The sequence below is a fragment of the Thermomicrobiales bacterium genome, assembly GCA_037045155.1.
Classification (GTDB): domain Bacteria; phylum Chloroflexota; class Chloroflexia; order Thermomicrobiales; family CFX8; genus JAMLIA01.
In genome coordinates, this window is the sequence record JBAOIG010000002.1 from 97,658 (window position 1) to 113,839 (window position 16,182).

Sequence of the window (16,182 nt, forward strand, 5' to 3'; positions counted from 1 at the left end):
GCTTTGCCATCCATGACGTGGGTGAGTGGGGAGAAGGCTAGAACAATCGCCACAGATGCTGGTTAGTCACCTCGTGATGGAACTGAATCTCGCCGGTCTTGATCATCGTCCCGAGGGCCCGAGGAGACCGAACGGCGACAGCCTTCTTGAGCTCGCCGAACCGGTCGCGAACCTCAGGACCGAGCAACTCTGCCGCATGATTGCTGCCACACAGATGTGTGATCGCATCATAGATATTGTCCGGCAGGATCGACGTCGTCCCGCGAACCCCTTCGACCAGCGGCCCTTCGAGGCCGGTGCTAAGCAGCGAGTAGATGACCATGTACGGATTGGCATCCGGAGCGATTGACCGGACCTCGACCCGCGATGATTTCCGGTCGGCAATCGGGATACGGACCATCGAGCCGCGGTCGCTCGGCGAAGCCTTGATCGCGTTGGGCGCCTCGAACGCTGGATCAAGCCGTCGGTAGCCGTTGACGCTCGGGTTCAGCATCAGGCACAGGTCGAGCGCGCTGCTGAGAATCCGATCGACGAACGTCCAGGCGTACTCGGACAGATTCTCTTCGCCGTCTTCATCCCAGAACAGGTTGACGCCGTCCTTCGCCACCGACAGATTGGTGTGCATGCCGTTCCCATTGACGCCGACGATCGGCTTTGGCAGGAAGCTGGCGGTCATCCCGAGCCTGTTGGCCACCTGGCGACAGGCGAGCTTGTAGAGCATCACCTGGTCGGCGGCGATCGTCGCCTCGGTGTACGAGTAGTTCAGCTCGAACTGCGACGGGGCGACCTCGGGGTGGTCCTTCTCGTTCTCGAAGCCCAGGGCCCGCTGCACCTCGGCGGCGGCGTCGATGAACTGGCGCAGGTCATCGCTCGGCAGCGAGTGGTAGTAGCCACTGGTGGTCACCGGGTCAAACACGCCGGTCTCGACATACGTCTGTTCGGCATGCCGACCCTTGAAGAGGATGCCCTCGACCTCGTTCGAAACGTAGCAGGTCAACCCCTCGCGCGCGCGCTTCTCGTCGGTAAATGCCTTGAGCCTGGCACGCATGTCGGCGCGATACGGGGCGCCATCCGGCTCCTGAACCTCGCCAAACACCAGCACCTTGCCAGCCCCGAATGCATCGGCCGGCAGCCAGTAGAACGCCGACCAGTCGATGCCGAGCCGCAGGTCGGATTCCTTCTGGCGCGTGAACCCACGCACCGACGATCCGTCGAAGGTCAGGTTATCCGGGGACTTCAATAGGAACTTCTTGTCGTAGTCCAGCATGTGAAGCCGGCCCTCGAGATCCGAGAACGCGACTGTCACCGCCTTGATACGCTGCTCGCCGGCCAGATAGCGAAGGCGTTGTTCCTTGATCTCGCCCGGGTCGCGCCGAGCCACACGGTCTGCCTTTGCGGCCAGATTGAGCTCCTCGAGCTCATCGTAGTGGATGTGAAGAAAGTCGCGCAGCCCTTCGATCACTGTGTATCCCTTCTCGTCGCGCTGCGATCCAGCCGACCGCTCGTCCGGTCTGGATCGATTCTGCCGGTTTATCAACCCGGCGTGTATGTGCGTGGAAATGAGATTGGCGACGAGTTTTTGTGCATCTCGCACAACCGAGGAGCCGCAGCGTGTGTTCAACGCCTGCATCGACTCGCAAATACCGGGATGAGGTCGAATTCGTGGAGAAATGCCGGTGCCATATGGGCACAACGCACGAAGGCGAGACGAGGCCGGCCCCCAGCGTCAACCCCCTGCCCGCATCAGCAGCACCTCCAGCAGCTGCCGCGTCGTCTGCTTGGCGAAGGGCAGGGCCTCGTCGGTCGGGCGAACTCCCACACAGCTGGGGCAGCCGTCCTGGCAGCCGCAGCCGCGGACGTGGTCGAGGGCGGCGCGGAGCAGGAGATCGTGGGCGTCGTAGAGCTTCTCGGCAAAGCCGATGCCGCCCGGCACCTTGTCGTAGATGAAGACGGTCGAGGAGTCCGTGAATGGCGACTTCACCTGAGCGTAGACGCCGAGGTCACGCGGGTCGCACATCAGGTAAACCGGAGCGATGTTGCCGATCAGGTTGGCCAGGCCGGCCAGCGCGCCGTTCAGCGTCGCCTCGTGCATCCGCTCGGAGAGGTAACGCGGCAGGCTCAGCCAGTATGCCGAGGTATGCATCTGCGATTCCGGCAGGAACACCTTGCCCCAGCCGAGGTTCTCGTGGGTATGCATCCGGATCTTCTTGTACTGGGTGACGATCGCGCCGACCAGCACCTCACCATGGGCGCGCTCCGAATCGGCCGGCCCGTCGGAAAGCTGCTCGATCACCTCGACTCGCACCGACAGGCTGGCGTCGGTATAGTGCTCGACATTGACCGGCCGGATGTACGCCTTCTTTGATTCCCAATCAAGCTCGTCGACGTGGTACTGCTGGCCGTCGTGGATGTAGATCGCGTCGGTGTGGACCAGCATCGGCGCGGAGAAGGCGTCCACCTCGCCGACGACACGCGGGCGCGCCCGGTCACCATGGTCAATGATGACGACGTTCTCCCGCGCCGCCGTCCGCAGCGAGATGTCCTCGGCGGGGTATGTGTCGGACATCCAGTGCCAGACGCCACGCACCTCGTGGAGCAATTGCGCCTCGGTCAGATATTCCAGCGCGTCGGTCGGCTCGTAGTGGCCGAACCACTCGCCACGCTTGAACGGAAGCTCGAACGCAGCGCACTTGATGTGGTTGACGACGATCAGCAGATTGTCGGGATTGATTAGCCCGTTCTCCGGCGAGCCCTCAAAGAAGTACTCGGGATGATGGACGAGAAACTGGTCGAGCGGTGATGACGAGGCGACCATGATCGCCGCCGAGACGTCCTCACGCCGGCCAGCCCGGCCGGCTTGCTGCCAGGCGCTGGCGATCGTGCCGGGGTAGCCGGTCATCACGCAGGCGTCCAGCGAGCCGATGTCGACACCCAACTCCAGCGCGTTGGTCGAGACGACCCCGCGGATCGTGCCGTCACGCAGGCCGGCCTCGATCTCGCGGCGCTGGCGCGGCAGGTAGCCGCCGCGATAGCCACGGATCGCGTTGGCCTGGCCGAGCTTCGGCGGCAGCGCCTCGCGTAGATAGGTCAGCAGCACCTCGGCGGTCGTCCGGGCGCGGGTGAAGACGATCGTGTGGACGCCGGAGCGGATCAGCTCGCTGGCCAGACCACTGGCCTCCAGCACTGACGAGCGGCGGATGCCGAGCGCCCGGTTGACGACCGGCGGGTTGTAGAGGACGAACTCCTTGCGGCCGTGCGGCGCGCCGTTGCGGGTGATGACCTCGACGTCGAACTCGATCAGCTTGCCGGCCAGCTCGCCCGGGTTGGCAATCGTCGCCGAGGCGAGTATGAACTGCGGGTTGGAGCCGTAATGCCGACAGATGCGCTTCAGCCGTCGGATTACGTTCGCGACGTGCGAGCCGAAGACGCCCCGATAGCCGTGCATCTCGTCGATAACGACGTAGCGCAGGTTCTCGAAGAGCTGATGCCAGCGGGTGTGGTGCGGCAGGATGCCGGAGTGCAGCATGTCCGGGTTGGTGATGATGATGTGGCCGGCCTGGCGGATCAGTTTCCGTTCGGCCGCCGGGGTGTCGCCGTCGTAGGGGTACGTCTTGATATCCACGCCGGCGGCGTCAATGATCGCCTGCAGGCCGGCGTACTGGTCCTGGGCCAGCGCCTTGGTCGGGAAGAGGTACATCGCCCGCGCCGTCGGATCAGCCAGCAGCGTGTTGAGGACCGGCAGGTTGTAGCAGAGCGTCTTACCTGAGGCGGTCGGGGTGACGACGACAGTGTGGCGACCTTTCTCGATCGCATCGAAGGCGTCGGCCTGGTGCGAGTAGAGCTGGGTCACGCCGCGCTGGGCCAGCGCCCCCGTCAGTCGGGGGTCGAGCGCCTCCGGCATCGGCGCGGTGACTGCCTCCTGGGCCGGGATCGTCCGCCACGCCGCGATGCACGGCGCATAGCGCGGCTCACGATTCAGCCGGTCGAGAAAGTCGTCGAGCGACATCGGACGTCCTTCGCGGGCGGCGCGTCCGCCCCGATCGCACGAATGTTCTATGCGATCAGTATAGCGGACGCCTCCTGCCGACCGAATCGCCTTGCTACGGCTGGCGCTTGCCGAACAGCTTGCCGGCCAGCGACTGGAGATCATCCACGACGCTGCCGTCCTTGTTGGTGTCGAGGTACTTGCTGACCAGATCCATCATGTCTGGATTGGCGCCCGCCTCCTGCTTTTGCTCGTGCTGAAGCATGCTCGAGAGGTCATTCGCGCTCATGCTCTGCTCGCGCTGACGCTTGGCCAGCATGCCGAGGACGAGCGGCGCGGCGAATTGCAGAAGCTTCGCAACCATCGCCGGGTCGAGGCCGGTCGTCTGGGACATGCTCTGCTCGACCGCGGACTGGTTGCCGCCGAGCGCGTGCTTCACGATGCCAGCCCCGTCGTCGTAGCCTGGGTTGCTGAGGTAGGCCGACAGGTTGTCCAGAACGCTGCCGTCGTGGTCCTTCGCAATCGCCTGATGCAGCGCGTCTGCGCCCTCCGGCGACTGCGCATTGCGCGACAGGGCGGCCATCAGCAGCGGAACCGCCGTGGCCAGACCGGTCTGGGCAGCCTGCGGATCGACGCCACCGGGCAATTGCTGCCCGGGAGTCTGCGCTGCGGCGGTTACCTGCTGGACGAGCATTTCGGCAAGGGATGCCATACTGGACACTCCATCTCTCAATACAGGGCCGGCCTGTTCCTGTCCTGCTATCGTGATAATACTGGCAGGATCGGATGATACGTAGCCGCTACATTGCGACTACGAGCCATCGCGGCAGACACAGACCTTGACGGAGGAAACCACGATGCTCCACGGACCGCGTATCACGCTCCGCGCCATCGGGCGCGACGACCTGCCGCGGCTCTGGCGGTTCAACAACGATCTGGCCGTCGAGCTGGCCGGCGGCGGCGACCCGCCAATGCCGCAGGCGTTCGAACGGCTGGCCGCCGACTTCGAGCGCGACTGGGCAGCCGGAGGGCGTGACGGCTCGGTCTTTGCCATCGAGACAGACGGCGAATTCATCGGCATGTGCCAGATCTCCCATTTCGATCGGACGGCACATACCGCCGAGCTGGGCATCGCGATCGGCGACAAGGACTACTGGAGCCAGGGCTATGGACGCGAGGCTATCGGTCTGCTGCTGGAGTACGCCTTCCGCTACCGCAACCTGCGGCGCGTCTGGCTCTGGTGTCATGCAGCGAACGCGCGTGGCATCGCCGCCTATCACGCCTGCGGCTTCATCGAGGAGGGCCGGCTGCGCCAGCACGTCTGGAGCAACGGCCGCTACGACGACGCCGTCTACATGGGCGTGCTGCGCGCGGAGTGGGAGGCGCGCCAACCCGGGGGCTAACCACCGTCCGCTACGAGCCGTAGCGCCGCGGCCGTCTCGGCATCGGCGGGCAAGAACGACTCGATTGCCAGCTCGGACAGCGTGATATCGGTCGCCGTGCCGAAGACCGTCGTCGCGGTGAAGAACGAGAGCACACCCGCGCCCGTGCGAATACGCAGCGGGAAGATCACCCCACTGTGGACGATCGGCTCGCGATGGCGACCCGCGTCCGGCGTTGAATACGCCCGCACCTCTTCCAGGAGCGCTGTGAGGACCGGGTCGCCGGTCGTCTCGACCTGCTGACGAAGACGACCGAGTGCGTGCTCTCTCCATTGGGCGAAGTTCTCGACCCGAGACGCGATGCCATCCACCCGCAGACTGAGACGCAGCACGTTCACCGGCGGCTCGAGCAGCTCCGGCGCGACGCCATCGAGCAGCAGCGCAACCGCCCGGTTGGCGATGACGAGGTTCCAGTAGCGATCGATCGCCAGCGCCGGGTACGGCTCGTAGCCGGCCAGCAACATCTCGATCGCCTGTCGCGCCGCGGCCATCGCCGGCTCGTCGAGCGGCGTTGCGAGATAGACCGACGCGTAGCCCGCCGCTGTCAGCAACGTGTTGCGCTCGCGCAGTGGCACCTCCAGGTGATCGAACAGGCGCAACAGCATCTCCCGGCTCGGCTGGGCGCGACCGGTCTCGATGAAGCTGATGTGGCGCGTCGACACCTCGGCGTCGAGCGCCAGGTCGAGCTGACTCCTCCTCCGGCGCTGCCGCCAGTCGCGCAACAGCTCTCCGATGGGCCGATTCATCGTCTGCATGGGACGCATTCTACTCGGGTCGCGCCGGCCGGCCATTACCTGTGAGGTAATGGATTTCTATCGTCTTCGGAGAAAGAATCGAACCAGATCGATTGTGACCACTGCCTCGAAGAGACGAGATAGCGACTGTGACCATAACCGGAACCATCATTGAATCGCCGACCGACCGACCCGATTTGCTCCGCAACATCATCATCGCCGACGCGATCGTGACAGGGTCGGCCGCAACACTGCTGGCGCTGGCCGCTAGCCCGCTGGGCAGTGTTCTTGGCTTGCCAGCAACGCTATTGCGCTTCGCGGGGGTCGGCCTGATCCCCTACGCCGCGTTCCTGATGTGGGTGGGGCTACGGAAAGCTTCGTCGCTAGCGCTCGTCCGATTGTTGGTCACCGCGAATCTGCTCTGGGTCGTTGGCAGCGTCGCCCTGTTGTTCAGCAGCAGGATCGACCCAACAGCACTCGGAGTCACGTTCATCCTGATTCAGGCAGCCATGGTCGCAGCCTTCGCCACTCTCCAGCACCTCAACATCCGCAGCCTCCCTCATCCCACGATTTCCCGGAAGACACGGAGATAGTTGAGGCCGAGCAGCTTGCGCAACTCATCCTCGGTGAAGCCGGCCTGGGCGAGGGCGACAGTGATGTTCGGCCAGTCGGCCAGGCTCTCGTAGCCGGCCAGCTGGTACTCGTTGCCGATCCGATGATCCTCGACGCGGAAGCCCATCCAGTTGAACTCGCCGGCCAGCTGGGGGCGCATCGACGTCGGGTACTCGACCTGCGAGCTGGTGCCCGGGCCGGGGCCGGCCTTGTCGGTGCCGATCCCGACGTGGTCGATCCCGCAGATATCGACGAGGTGGCTGATCTGGCGCACGACGTCATCGAGCGACGCGCCCGGCGTCTCGCGGATGAACCCCGGGAGCGTGACGACGCCGAAGTAGCCGCCCTGCTCGGCAACGGCGCGGGCCAGCTCGTCCGACTTGCCGCGGTCGTGTTCGGCGACCGCCTTGCTCGACGAGTGCGAGACGATCACCGGCGCGGTCGAGATCGCCATCGCGTCCCAGCCGATCTGCTCGCTGCAGTGGCTGACATCGACGATGATCTTCGCCGCGTTCAGCCGCCGGACCATCTCCTGGCCGAAGTACGTCAGCCCGCCCTGATATCGGTCGGTGCAGCCATCGCCGACGAGCGTGTGCAGGTTGTAGGTGAGCTGGACCATCCGCAGGCCGAGGCCGTAGAACAGGTCGATGCGGTCCAGGTCGTCGCCCAGCGCCAGTGTGTTCTGGAAGTCGATGATGACCCCGTGGCGTCCCTCGGTGTGGGCGAGCTCGATGTCGGCGGCCTGGCGCACGATCAGCATGTCGTCACGCAGGGCGTCGACGATTGCCTGAGCGTTGGCGATCCGGCGGGTCGAGCGCTCGAATGCGGTCGCCAGCCGGTCCGGTCCAGCGTAGGTGCCGCAGGCGACGGTCACGCCCGAGCGTCGCCACATGTCGAGGTACATGTCGCGTCCCTGCTCGGTGGTCTGGATATCGCGCACCAGCGCGGCCTCCAGCGCCGGCCCGACCTCGGCGATCGTCCGTCCCTGCGCGGCGAGTGCTCCCAGCGTTTCGCGCATGCCGGGGGTGAAGACGATCCCGGAGGTGATCGGTGGTTGTTGGGTGTCGATGACTAGCGATTGGCGATGTAGCGCCCGCGCCTCCTCGGGCGTCAAGCTCGGCGCATGTCCGGCCGGCATAGATGGTTCCTCCTTCTATATCAGTGATATACGGGTTGGGGAAGGCATGGGGTGTGGACCATGTCGACTGGCGCTTCCCTCACCTCCCCGGCTTCTCGGTCAGGGAAGGGTCACACTGGAGCGCCGCTTCCCACCTCGACGAGGATCGCCTCGACGAGCATCGCGGCCCGCCGGCCGACTTCCAGCTCCTGCTCACCCAGCGACGGCCAGCCACGCTCGGTGGCGCCACCGGTCGCCTTGAGCAGCTCGTTATTGGAGACATCCTTCACTGGCAGGAACGGGATGCCGTAGATCGCCGCAACCTGGGCGATGGCGGCCGCCTCCATCTCCTCGCAGAGCGAGTCGTGCAGAACGTGGAGCGAGAGAATCGTCTCGCTATGCTGCGTCCAGATATCGGCCGACGCAACCGTGCCGGTATGGACGCTCGGCATAGTCTCGTAGCCTGGCCAGGCTGGCAGGCGCACCTGCGCAGCGCAGCGCTGTGCAAGCGCGACCAGTTCCGGCGCGGTCGGGATCGAGCCTGTCTGTACCCGTGCGCCATCCGCCACGTAGTCGAACCCCATGTAATCCCGCGTGCCGTCGGGCCGGACAATCTGCGCCGAGAAGTGGACGACACGGTCGCCAATGATCACGTCCCCGGGGCCAAGGTCCAGACGGTGCGCGCCAGCGCAGCCGTAGTTCAGCAGGAGATCGGGAGGATCGAGCAGGCAGAGCGCCGAGGTCGTCGCGCTCGCGCTCACCATCCCGATGCCGGAGACGATCAGGTCGACGCTGACCCCGGCCAGCGTCCCGCGGGTTCTCCGCCAGCGGGCCAGCGGCTGCTCCGCGGCTCCCACCAGCTGCTGGCGGAGATGGGCAGCCTCCGAGTCCATCGCGCAAATGACGGCGACACGGGCGGTCACTTGTAGAGCGCCCTTACGACCGTCGCGACGAAGAGCAGGATCAGCGCGGCGCAGACAGCGATGAAAAGCCTGTCTCGCTGTCGAAGGAACGTCAGCAACGCGGCGGCGACGTAGGCCAGCGGAGTCAGCAGCAGACCGAGCAAACCGATATCAACAAGCCCGCTGGGGTTGAGATTGACAGCCTCACGCAGGACCGTCTCCATGTGGTGCGTCGTGTCATTGATGCCCTCGCCGCGGACGAGGGCAAGCAGCAGGCCGGCGACGATGACGGCGATGCTGGCCCAGAATCCGATCGCCAGGATCTGGGCAATGCGATCGTAGAGGTGCTCGAGCTGCGGATCCGGGGCGTCGGCCGACGATGACTGCGGATCGACCGCCGAATCAGCCATCAGTAGACTCCAAACGCATTGAGCAACATCGAGATCGCCAGGCCGGCGAGGACGAAGACAAAGACGGTATTGAGGTGGGCAGGGTGGATCCGCCGGACGACTCCCGCGCCGACGCGCGCCCCGCTGATGATCCCCAGCACGGCCGGGACAGTCACGATCGGGTTCACCAGGTCGTTCTGGTAGTAGACCAGGGCCGAGGCAGACGCCGTCAGGCCGAACATGAACGCGCTGGTGCTCGTGGCTGCCTTCATCGGCAGTCCCATCACGATCGTATAGAGCGGGACGGTGATCGGGCCGCCGCCGATGCCGAACATGCCGGATGCGACGCCGGCCAGACCCCGCGCCGGGCAGGCCAATCAGAAGCTTCCGCGGCACATAGCGCACAATCCCTCCGGTCGCCGCGTCGAAGTAGCGTCCGCCGAGCCGGTGCGGGTCTTCGGTCGCGGTTGTGTCGGTCGGGGCCGCGCGCGCCGTCCCCCCGCGTCCGCGCCGGAACATGACCGCCGAGACGTAGAGCAGCAGCAGGCCGAACGAGCCCTTCAGAATCGACTCCGGCAGGCTGACGGCCAGGAATCCGCCGGCAATCGCGCCGGCCACCATCGCGACGAGCATGACCAACGCCAGACGGACATTGGTGAATCGCGCCTTCAGATAGACGGCCGAGCCGGACGCGGAGTTCGAGACGACCGCGATCGCGCTGGCAGCGATCGCCGTCTTCAGCGGGACACCGAAGACTAACGAGAGGATCGGCACGAGAAACACCCCGCCGCCGAGACCGAGCATTGAGCCAAGGACGCCCGCGCCGAGCGCAACGGCCGCGATCAGGATTGCTTCGACCAGTGGGAGCCACCTCTCAGCTATCCGGGCTCGCGTCCACCAACGCCGACGCATCTCAGCACCACGTCGGACTCGCTGGTTGTCGTGACCTCCGGGACGAGCATGTCAGGCGCGAACCGGCCACCCCCAGCAGCCCGGAACAGCACGCCTGGGGCAATGGTGCATCCACGGCCGTCAGTTGGCAACTACTCGCCGATTACCACATCGGTTGACCGCGCGAACCGCACGAGCATTGCTCGCGCGGTCGTGATGGCGACGAGGTCATCGCGCCCCTGGCTGACGGTGGCAAACGCGTCGGCCAGCGCCTGCTCGACCGTTGTCGCCAGCGGGGTGGGAGCCAGTCGGATCGTCTCCTCATGTCGCGAGCGACCAACCGGAACCGCGATCAGAAAAAGAAACATCATCATCATCAGGGTCAGAACGAACTCGACACTGATCGACAATGCATAGAGGAGAAAGAAGGAGCTCATCGGATCGCTCGCTCCTCGACGACTGCCGCCGCGTAGCGATCGAGCGCGTCGATCGCCTGGCTGCTGGCCGACCCAGCCTGGCCGGCCGCGACCTCGGCCATCGCGCCGCGCAGCGATCGCAGCGTCGAGTCGAGCAACGCCTCACGCCGGCCACGCGCGGCGGCGGTCCGGAAGCCGCGTCCGGCATCGTGGCGCTCCTCGCCCGGCCGATGTGGCGTGGCGCTATCCAGGACATATTTCAACACCCATGTCGTCATCGCGATCCGGACGAGCTCCAGAAACAGGACGATGCACAGGATCCCAACCCAGAACGTCGGCGTCAGCATGTGCTGCTCCCTCTCAAGCCGCCGTCGATTGACGATACGGCGGCCGCATGCCAGACTGACGGGGCGGCGCCTCAGCGCCTGCAAGAAGATCAATAAGGCGGCAGCGGGTCCTCATCGGCGCGTCCGGTGGGGTCACAAGGGGAAAGCCCGGTGAGATTCCGGCGCTGTGCCGCAACTGTAACGCGTGATTCATCGCGCGGAGCCAGATAGCCCTTCGCTGCCGTTCCAGTTCGCTTCGAGCACGAGTGAGCAGGACGGCCGGACAACCCGAGCCCTCCACTCCCCACCCGCTCGAAGGTGGGTTTTTTCTTTTTGGCGTCTGAGGGCGCTCATCGGTGGAGGGTTTCGTGGCTCATCGTCTCGGTCGCGTAGTACCAATTGTCCTCTTGCTCGCCAGCCTCATCCTGGCAATACCCGTCGCAACTGCCGCGCCGCCATCCGGCGCGGAGGCAAGCGCGACAACGGCAGCCAGCTGGTTGCGCGGACAGATCCAGCCGGACGGCGGCTTCGCCGGCTTCGGCGGCGCCAGCGACCCCGGCGCAACCGCCGATGCGATTATCGCGCTAGCGGCGGCCGGTATCCATCCGGCAACCGTGATCTCCAGCAACAACGTCGACCCGCTGACCTGGCTCGGCACGGCCGCACCCGCTGTGACCGATCCGGGGGTTCTCGCGAAGGTGGCGCTCGCGTTCACTGTCGCCGGACAACCAGTCCCCGATGGGTTGCTCAAGAAGATCGGGCAGAGCGCCGATGCGAAAACCGGCTGGTACGGTCCCAGCTTCTATGGCCACCTCCTGGCCGTCATCGCGCTGAGCGCGGCCGGCGATGATGTGCCCGCTGCCGCGGTCGCGGCGATCCCGGCCGCTCAGGCAAAGGACGGCTCGTGGGGCTTCACCGGTGATCCGGCCGGCGCGGGAGACTCCAACACGACGGCGCTGGCGATCCAGACGTTGGAGCATATGAAGGCCAGCCCGGACTCCGTTGCCTCCGGCCTCGCATACCTCGCCACGCTCCGTGACCCGAACGGGGCGGTTGGTTACGACGCGAACAGCCTTGCTGGCGGTGGAGACGCCAACTCGACGGCGCTGGCGATCCAGGCGGTCATCGCGGCGGGTCAGAACCCGGCGTCATGGCAGGGCGTCGACCTCATTACGGCCCTGCAGTCGTTCCAGAACTCATCGGGCGCGTTCCAGTTCCAGCCGGCCATGCCGGGAGATTCGCTCATGGCGACCGTCCAGGCGATCCCTGCGCTCCTCGGCGAGCTGACGCCGACGCGGCCACTGGTTGCGGCCACAGCGAAGGAGGCAGCAACTGCGGCAGCGCCGTTGCCGGGTTGCGAGCTCTTCGTTGAGACGAGCCACAACCTCTGCGAGCCGTTCGGCGCATTCTGGCGCGCGCATGGCGGGCTGGCAGCGTTCGGCTACCCGATCAGCGAGATGCACGAACAGGACGGATTGCTGGTCCAGTACTTCGAGCGGGCGCGCTTCGAGTGGCACGCCGATCTGGCCGGCACCGAGTGGGAGATCCTGCTCGGCCTGCTCGGCGCGGAGACGCTGACAGCCGACGGGGCGACTACTGCCGCCGCACAGCCGGCCGCCGACTGCGCTTTCGTCGGAAATACCAACCACAACATCTGCGGCGACATGCGCTCGTTCTGGGAATCGCATGGCGGCATCCCGATCCTCGGCTACCCGCTGACCGAGGCAACACAAACATGTGGCACGGAAGGTTGCGTGACAACCCAGGTGTTCGAGCGCGCTCGCGTCGTCCAGCGTGGCGGCGAATTCGATCTGGATCTGCTCGGCATTGGAGCACTCGACCGTGCGCTGGCACGCTAACACTCCACGATGGCTGGCGATCGCGCTAGCCCTGACTGTCGCGCTGCTGCTGGGCGGCAGCGCGACGGCTGCCGGGCCACACAGCGCCGGCATCGTCGTGCGCCACGGCGACGGGACACTGGTCTATGTCTGGGTTTCGTTCGAGGAAGACTCGATCACCAGCGAGGAGCTACTCACCCGGTCCGGGCTGGACGCCGTTGTGACGCCGTTCGGCGGGCTCGGCATGGCGGTCTGTTCCCTGGACGGCGAGGGGTGCCCGTCCGACAACTGCTTCTGCAAGTCATTCTCGAACCCGGCCTATTTCTGGCACTTCTACACATCGCGCAATGGCTCCTGGGTCCAGGAGCTCAGCGGGCCATCCGGCCGCGAGGTCCACGACGGCGATGTCGACGGCTGGTCGTGGACGGCGGGCGACGCCGGCCTGCCGGCAGTGACGCTCGACGAGATCGCCGCGCTCAACGGTGTCCGCTCACCACCCGCCGCGTCCCCGGTTGAAGCAAGCGCCACGACGGCGGCAGCAGCTACGACACAGCCTCAGCCGGCCGCGTCGCCGACTGTCCGCGCGATCGTCATTCCACCCGGCGGCACGCCCGCCACGCGAGTTGTCGCGCCGGAGACCGACACCAAGGGGACGAGTTGGCCAATCTTCGCCGGGATGGCGGCGGCGGCCATCGTCGCTGGCGGGCTCGTGATCGTCCGCCGCCGGAAACCGCGCGGGCCATGAGCGCGGTGAAGCATGTCACCCTCAGCAACGAGGGGACGGCGAACGCGGCGGCGTGGCTCGCCTGGTTCGCCGCGATCGCGCTCGTCCCGATGCTCAGCCGTAATCCGCTTTACCTCGTCATGGCGCTGCTCGTCGCGCTGGCCGTCTACCTCTCGACCCCGCGTTCTAGCTCGCTCGCTCGCGCCTGGCGGCTGGTGCTGCTGATCGGCACAACACTGGCGACGTTCTCGATCGGCTTCAACGTGTTGACCGTCCATGCGGGAGATCGCGTCTTTGCCCGGCTGCCGGACGCCCTGCCGATCGTTGGCGGGCCGCTGACCTGGAACGCGCTGGTCTACGGCGTTAGCTCGGCGCTGGCGATCGGGACGCTGCTGGTCGCCGCCGCGACACTCAGCGCGGCAGTCCGCCAGGCCGACCTGATCCGCCTGCTGCCGTCGCGCGTCGCCACGCTCGGTGTGGCCGGAGCGGTCGCGCTGACCCTCGTCCCACAGACGATCGCCGCCGCCCGCGATATCTACGATGCCCAACGCGCCCGAGGCCATCGTTTCCGTTCCCCGCGCGATGCCATCAGCCTGCTGGCGCCGCTGCTCGGGGCCGAGCTGGAGCGCGCGCTGGTGCTGGCGGAGGCGCTCGAGACGCGCGGCTTCGGCAGCAGCGCAAGGCAGGTCGCGCGTCCACGACGCTGGCCGGCGCTGGCCGGCGCGGCCGGGGTGACGATCGCCGCCGTCGCGCTGATCGGCTTCGGGCGGGTTCTGCCCGGCGTCGCGCTGCTGATCGCTGCGATGGCGCTGGCAGCGGCAAGCGCGCCGGCCCGGTCGCAACGCACGCGGTTCCGTCCGCTCGTCTGGGACATTCCGTCGGTCGTCCTCGCTCTGGTAGCCGGGCTGGCAATCATCCTGCTGGGGCTCGCGCTTATCGACGGGATGCTGACCTATAACCCATTTCCCCGCCTGACCGCGCCCCCGTTCGATCCGTTGATCGGCGGCGCGATCCTTCTGCTGCTGACGCCAACGATCTGGAGCGGCCAGTGAACGCCGTCGTCGCCGAGGAGCTCTCCTACCAGTTCCCCCGCGCCGCGCAGGCCGCGATCGAGCGCGTCTGCTGGCAGATCGAGGCCGGCTCGGTCACGCTTATCGTCGGGCCGTCTGGCGCGGGCAAGACGACGCTGCTGCGCTGCCTGAACGGACTGGTTCCCCACTTCCACGGGGGGCGATTCGCCGGCTGCGTCATGGTGCTGGGCCATGACACCCGCGACGCGGCCCCGCGCGATCTGGCCACCGATGTCGGGTTCGTCTTTCAGGACCCCGAGGCGCAGGTCATCGCCGACCGTGTCGAGGACGAGATCGTCTTCGGCATGGAGAACCTCGGCGTCGACCGACGGACGATGCGTGTGCGGCTGGAGGAGACGCTCGACCTGCTCGGCATCCATCACCTGCGCAATCGCGAGACGGCCACGCTCAGCGGCGGCGAACGCCAGCGCGTCGCCATCGCCGCCGCCGTCGCCACCCGTCCAAACCTGCTGGTGCTGGACGAGCCAACCTCGCAACTCGACCCGCTGGCCGCCCACGACGTGCTGGCCGCCGTGCGGCGGCTCAACGATGACCTGGGGATGACCGTCGTCATCGCCGAGCACCGGCTCGACCGCGTCCTGCCGTTTAGCGAGCGCATCGGCGTGCTCGATCGCGGCCGGTTCAGCGAGGGCGCCGTCCAGGAGATGCTCGACAGGCTCGACGACGTCCCCCCGCTGGTCGAGCTCGCTCGCGCGCTCGGCTGGCGCCCAACGCCACTGACCGTCCAGCAGGCCCGTCGCCGCCTCGATCTCCCTGCGCTAGCCACCACCCCGCCGCGTCCCTCTCCCGCCCCTGGCCCGGAGCTGATCCGGCTGGAGGGTGTTGGCCATCGCTACGACGGCACGCCGGCCCTGCGCGACGTGTCGCTGGCCGGCCATGCCGGCGAGGTCATCGCTCTGATCGGGCGCAACGGCTCCGGCAAGACGACGTTGCTCAAGCACCTCAACGGCCTGCTGCGGCCGGCCAGTGGTCGCGTGCTGCTCGATGGTGTCGACATCGCCCGCCGGCCGGTTCACGAGCTGGCCCGCGAGGTTGGCTACGTCCCGCAGAACCCGACCGCCATCCTCCACCAGGAGACGCTGGCCGACGAGCTCCGCTTCACCCTGCGCGCCCAGGATCGCAAGGCCGACAACGCGCCACTGCTGGCAGCGCTCGGCATCGCCGCCCACCGCGACCGCCACCCGCTCGACCTGTCAGGCGGCGAGCGCCAGCGGGCCGCGCTGGCTGCGATCGCCATCGCGGAACCGCGCGTCCTGCTGCTCGACGAGCCAACCCGCGGCCTGCCCGGACGCGACAAGGCGGCGCTGGCGCGGTTCGTCCGTCAGTACGCCGAGGCAGGACGGCTGGTCATCGTCGCCACCCACGACGTCGAGTTCATCGCCACCGTCGCCGACCGCGTCATCATGCTCGCCGACGGCGAGGTCATCGCCGACGACACGCCGCAACGCACGCTGGCCGGCTCCCTCACCTTCGCCACGCAGATGAATCGCCTCTTCGGCGGCGAGGTGCTGACGATCGCGGATGCGCTGGCGACGATTGGCAGGATGGATCTTACGATCGGCTGATGGCCAAATGAGCCACACGCTCATTAGCATTCCGCGTCGGAATGAGTACAGTGCGTCCTTAGACATGGCAAGCGGATCAAACACATATACAATACCAACAAACTTGAATCGGCAAGGGCGCTCCCCTGCACTCGGACGTCCACCAGTTTA

The 16,182-nt window shown here is 66.6% G+C and carries 16 protein-coding genes and 1 riboswitch; of the genes, 6 read left to right on the forward strand and 10 right to left on the reverse strand.

Features of this window, described 5'->3' with window-relative positions; genetic code table 11:
* Positions 1 to 37: 37 nt before the first annotated feature.
* From V9F06_00625 to V9F06_00635, 3 genes are all read right to left on the reverse strand, one after another.
* A complete protein-coding gene (locus tag V9F06_00625) occupies positions 38 to 1,462 on the reverse strand; it encodes a glutamine synthetase family protein (protein MEI2616125.1) in 1,425 nt (474 codons plus the stop codon).
* A gap of 264 nt (positions 1,463 to 1,726) precedes the next feature.
* Positions 1,727 to 4,006, reverse strand: a complete 2,280-nt coding sequence (locus V9F06_00630; protein MEI2616126.1) for a DEAD/DEAH box helicase — start codon at positions 4,004 to 4,006, stop codon at positions 1,727 to 1,729.
* 94 nt (positions 4,007 to 4,100) lie between these two features.
* Positions 4,101 to 4,697, reverse strand: coding sequence for a DUF937 domain-containing protein (locus V9F06_00635; protein ID MEI2616127.1), 597 nt, complete (start codon positions 4,695 to 4,697; stop codon positions 4,101 to 4,103).
* Positions 4,698 to 4,842: 145 nt separating this feature from the next.
* Here V9F06_00635 and V9F06_00640 point away from each other — a divergent pair, with 145 nt between their 5' ends.
* Positions 4,843 to 5,388, forward strand: a complete 546-nt coding sequence (locus tag V9F06_00640) for a GNAT family protein (GenBank protein MEI2616128.1) — start codon at positions 4,843 to 4,845, stop codon at positions 5,386 to 5,388.
* On the opposite strand, the gene V9F06_00645 is transcribed toward V9F06_00640, so the two are convergent.
* Positions 5,385 to 6,182 (reverse strand): helix-turn-helix transcriptional regulator, encoded by a 798-nt coding sequence (locus tag V9F06_00645; GenBank protein MEI2616129.1) that lies wholly within the window; start codon positions 6,180 to 6,182, stop codon positions 5,385 to 5,387. The genes V9F06_00640 and V9F06_00645 overlap by 4 nt on opposite strands.
* Positions 6,183 to 6,310: 128 nt before the next feature.
* Between V9F06_00645 and V9F06_00650 the strand changes: the two genes are divergently transcribed.
* Complete coding sequence (locus V9F06_00650; GenBank protein MEI2616130.1) at positions 6,311 to 6,754, forward strand: hypothetical protein; 444 nt, start codon at positions 6,311 to 6,313, stop codon at positions 6,752 to 6,754.
* Here the strand turns inward: V9F06_00650 and V9F06_00655 are convergent.
* From V9F06_00655 to V9F06_00680, 6 genes are all read right to left on the reverse strand, one after another.
* The gene (locus tag V9F06_00655) at positions 6,721 to 7,911 is read right to left on the reverse strand and encodes a membrane dipeptidase (protein MEI2616131.1); all 1,191 of its coding nucleotides are present in this window, start codon (positions 7,909 to 7,911) and stop codon (positions 6,721 to 6,723) included. The genes V9F06_00650 and V9F06_00655 overlap by 34 nt on opposite strands.
* 110 nt (positions 7,912 to 8,021) lie before the next feature.
* A complete protein-coding gene (locus V9F06_00660) occupies positions 8,022 to 8,813 on the reverse strand; it encodes a 5'-methylthioadenosine/S-adenosylhomocysteine nucleosidase (GenBank protein MEI2616132.1) in 792 nt (263 codons plus the stop codon).
* A complete protein-coding gene (locus tag V9F06_00665; protein MEI2616133.1) occupies positions 8,810 to 9,202 on the reverse strand; it encodes a DUF1634 domain-containing protein in 393 nt (130 codons plus the stop codon). Before V9F06_00665 ends, V9F06_00660 begins: the two co-directional genes overlap by 4 nt.
* A complete protein-coding gene (locus V9F06_00670; protein MEI2616134.1) occupies positions 9,202 to 9,558 on the reverse strand; it encodes a sulfite exporter TauE/SafE family protein in 357 nt (118 codons plus the stop codon). The genes V9F06_00665 and V9F06_00670 overlap by 1 nt, the downstream gene beginning before the upstream one ends.
* A gap of 666 nt (positions 9,559 to 10,224) precedes the next feature.
* On the reverse strand, positions 10,225 to 10,509 hold the full coding sequence (locus V9F06_00675; protein MEI2616135.1) for a hypothetical protein: 285 nt from the start codon (positions 10,507 to 10,509) through the stop codon (positions 10,225 to 10,227).
* Entirely contained in the window at positions 10,506 to 10,835 is a 330-nt protein-coding gene (locus V9F06_00680; protein ID MEI2616136.1) for a hypothetical protein, read from the reverse strand. Before V9F06_00680 ends, V9F06_00675 begins: the two co-directional genes overlap by 4 nt.
* Positions 10,836 to 10,922: 87 nt before the next feature.
* Positions 10,923 to 11,069, forward strand: a riboswitch (cobalamin riboswitch).
* Positions 11,070 to 11,182: 113 nt separating this feature from the next.
* Here V9F06_00680 and V9F06_00685 point away from each other — a divergent pair.
* Genes V9F06_00685 through V9F06_00700 form a run of 4 tightly spaced genes read left to right on the forward strand, consistent with a single transcriptional unit; the run spans position 11,183 to position 16,032 of the window.
* On the forward strand, positions 11,183 to 12,673 hold the full coding sequence (locus V9F06_00685) for a hypothetical protein (protein MEI2616137.1): 1,491 nt from the start codon (positions 11,183 to 11,185) through the stop codon (positions 12,671 to 12,673).
* Positions 12,657 to 13,397: an LPXTG cell wall anchor domain-containing protein gene (locus V9F06_00690; GenBank protein MEI2616138.1), complete on the forward strand. Its 741-nt coding sequence runs from the start codon at positions 12,657 to 12,659 to the stop codon at positions 13,395 to 13,397. Before V9F06_00685 ends, V9F06_00690 begins: the two co-directional genes overlap by 17 nt.
* The gene (locus tag V9F06_00695; protein MEI2616139.1) at positions 13,394 to 14,428 is read left to right on the forward strand and encodes an energy-coupling factor transporter transmembrane component T; all 1,035 of its coding nucleotides are present in this window, start codon (positions 13,394 to 13,396) and stop codon (positions 14,426 to 14,428) included. The genes V9F06_00690 and V9F06_00695 overlap by 4 nt, the downstream gene beginning before the upstream one ends.
* Entirely contained in the window at positions 14,425 to 16,032 is a 1,608-nt protein-coding gene (locus V9F06_00700; GenBank protein ID MEI2616140.1) for an ATP-binding cassette domain-containing protein, read from the forward strand. Before V9F06_00695 ends, V9F06_00700 begins: the two co-directional genes overlap by 4 nt.
* The last annotated feature ends 150 nt before the right edge of the window (positions 16,033 to 16,182 follow it).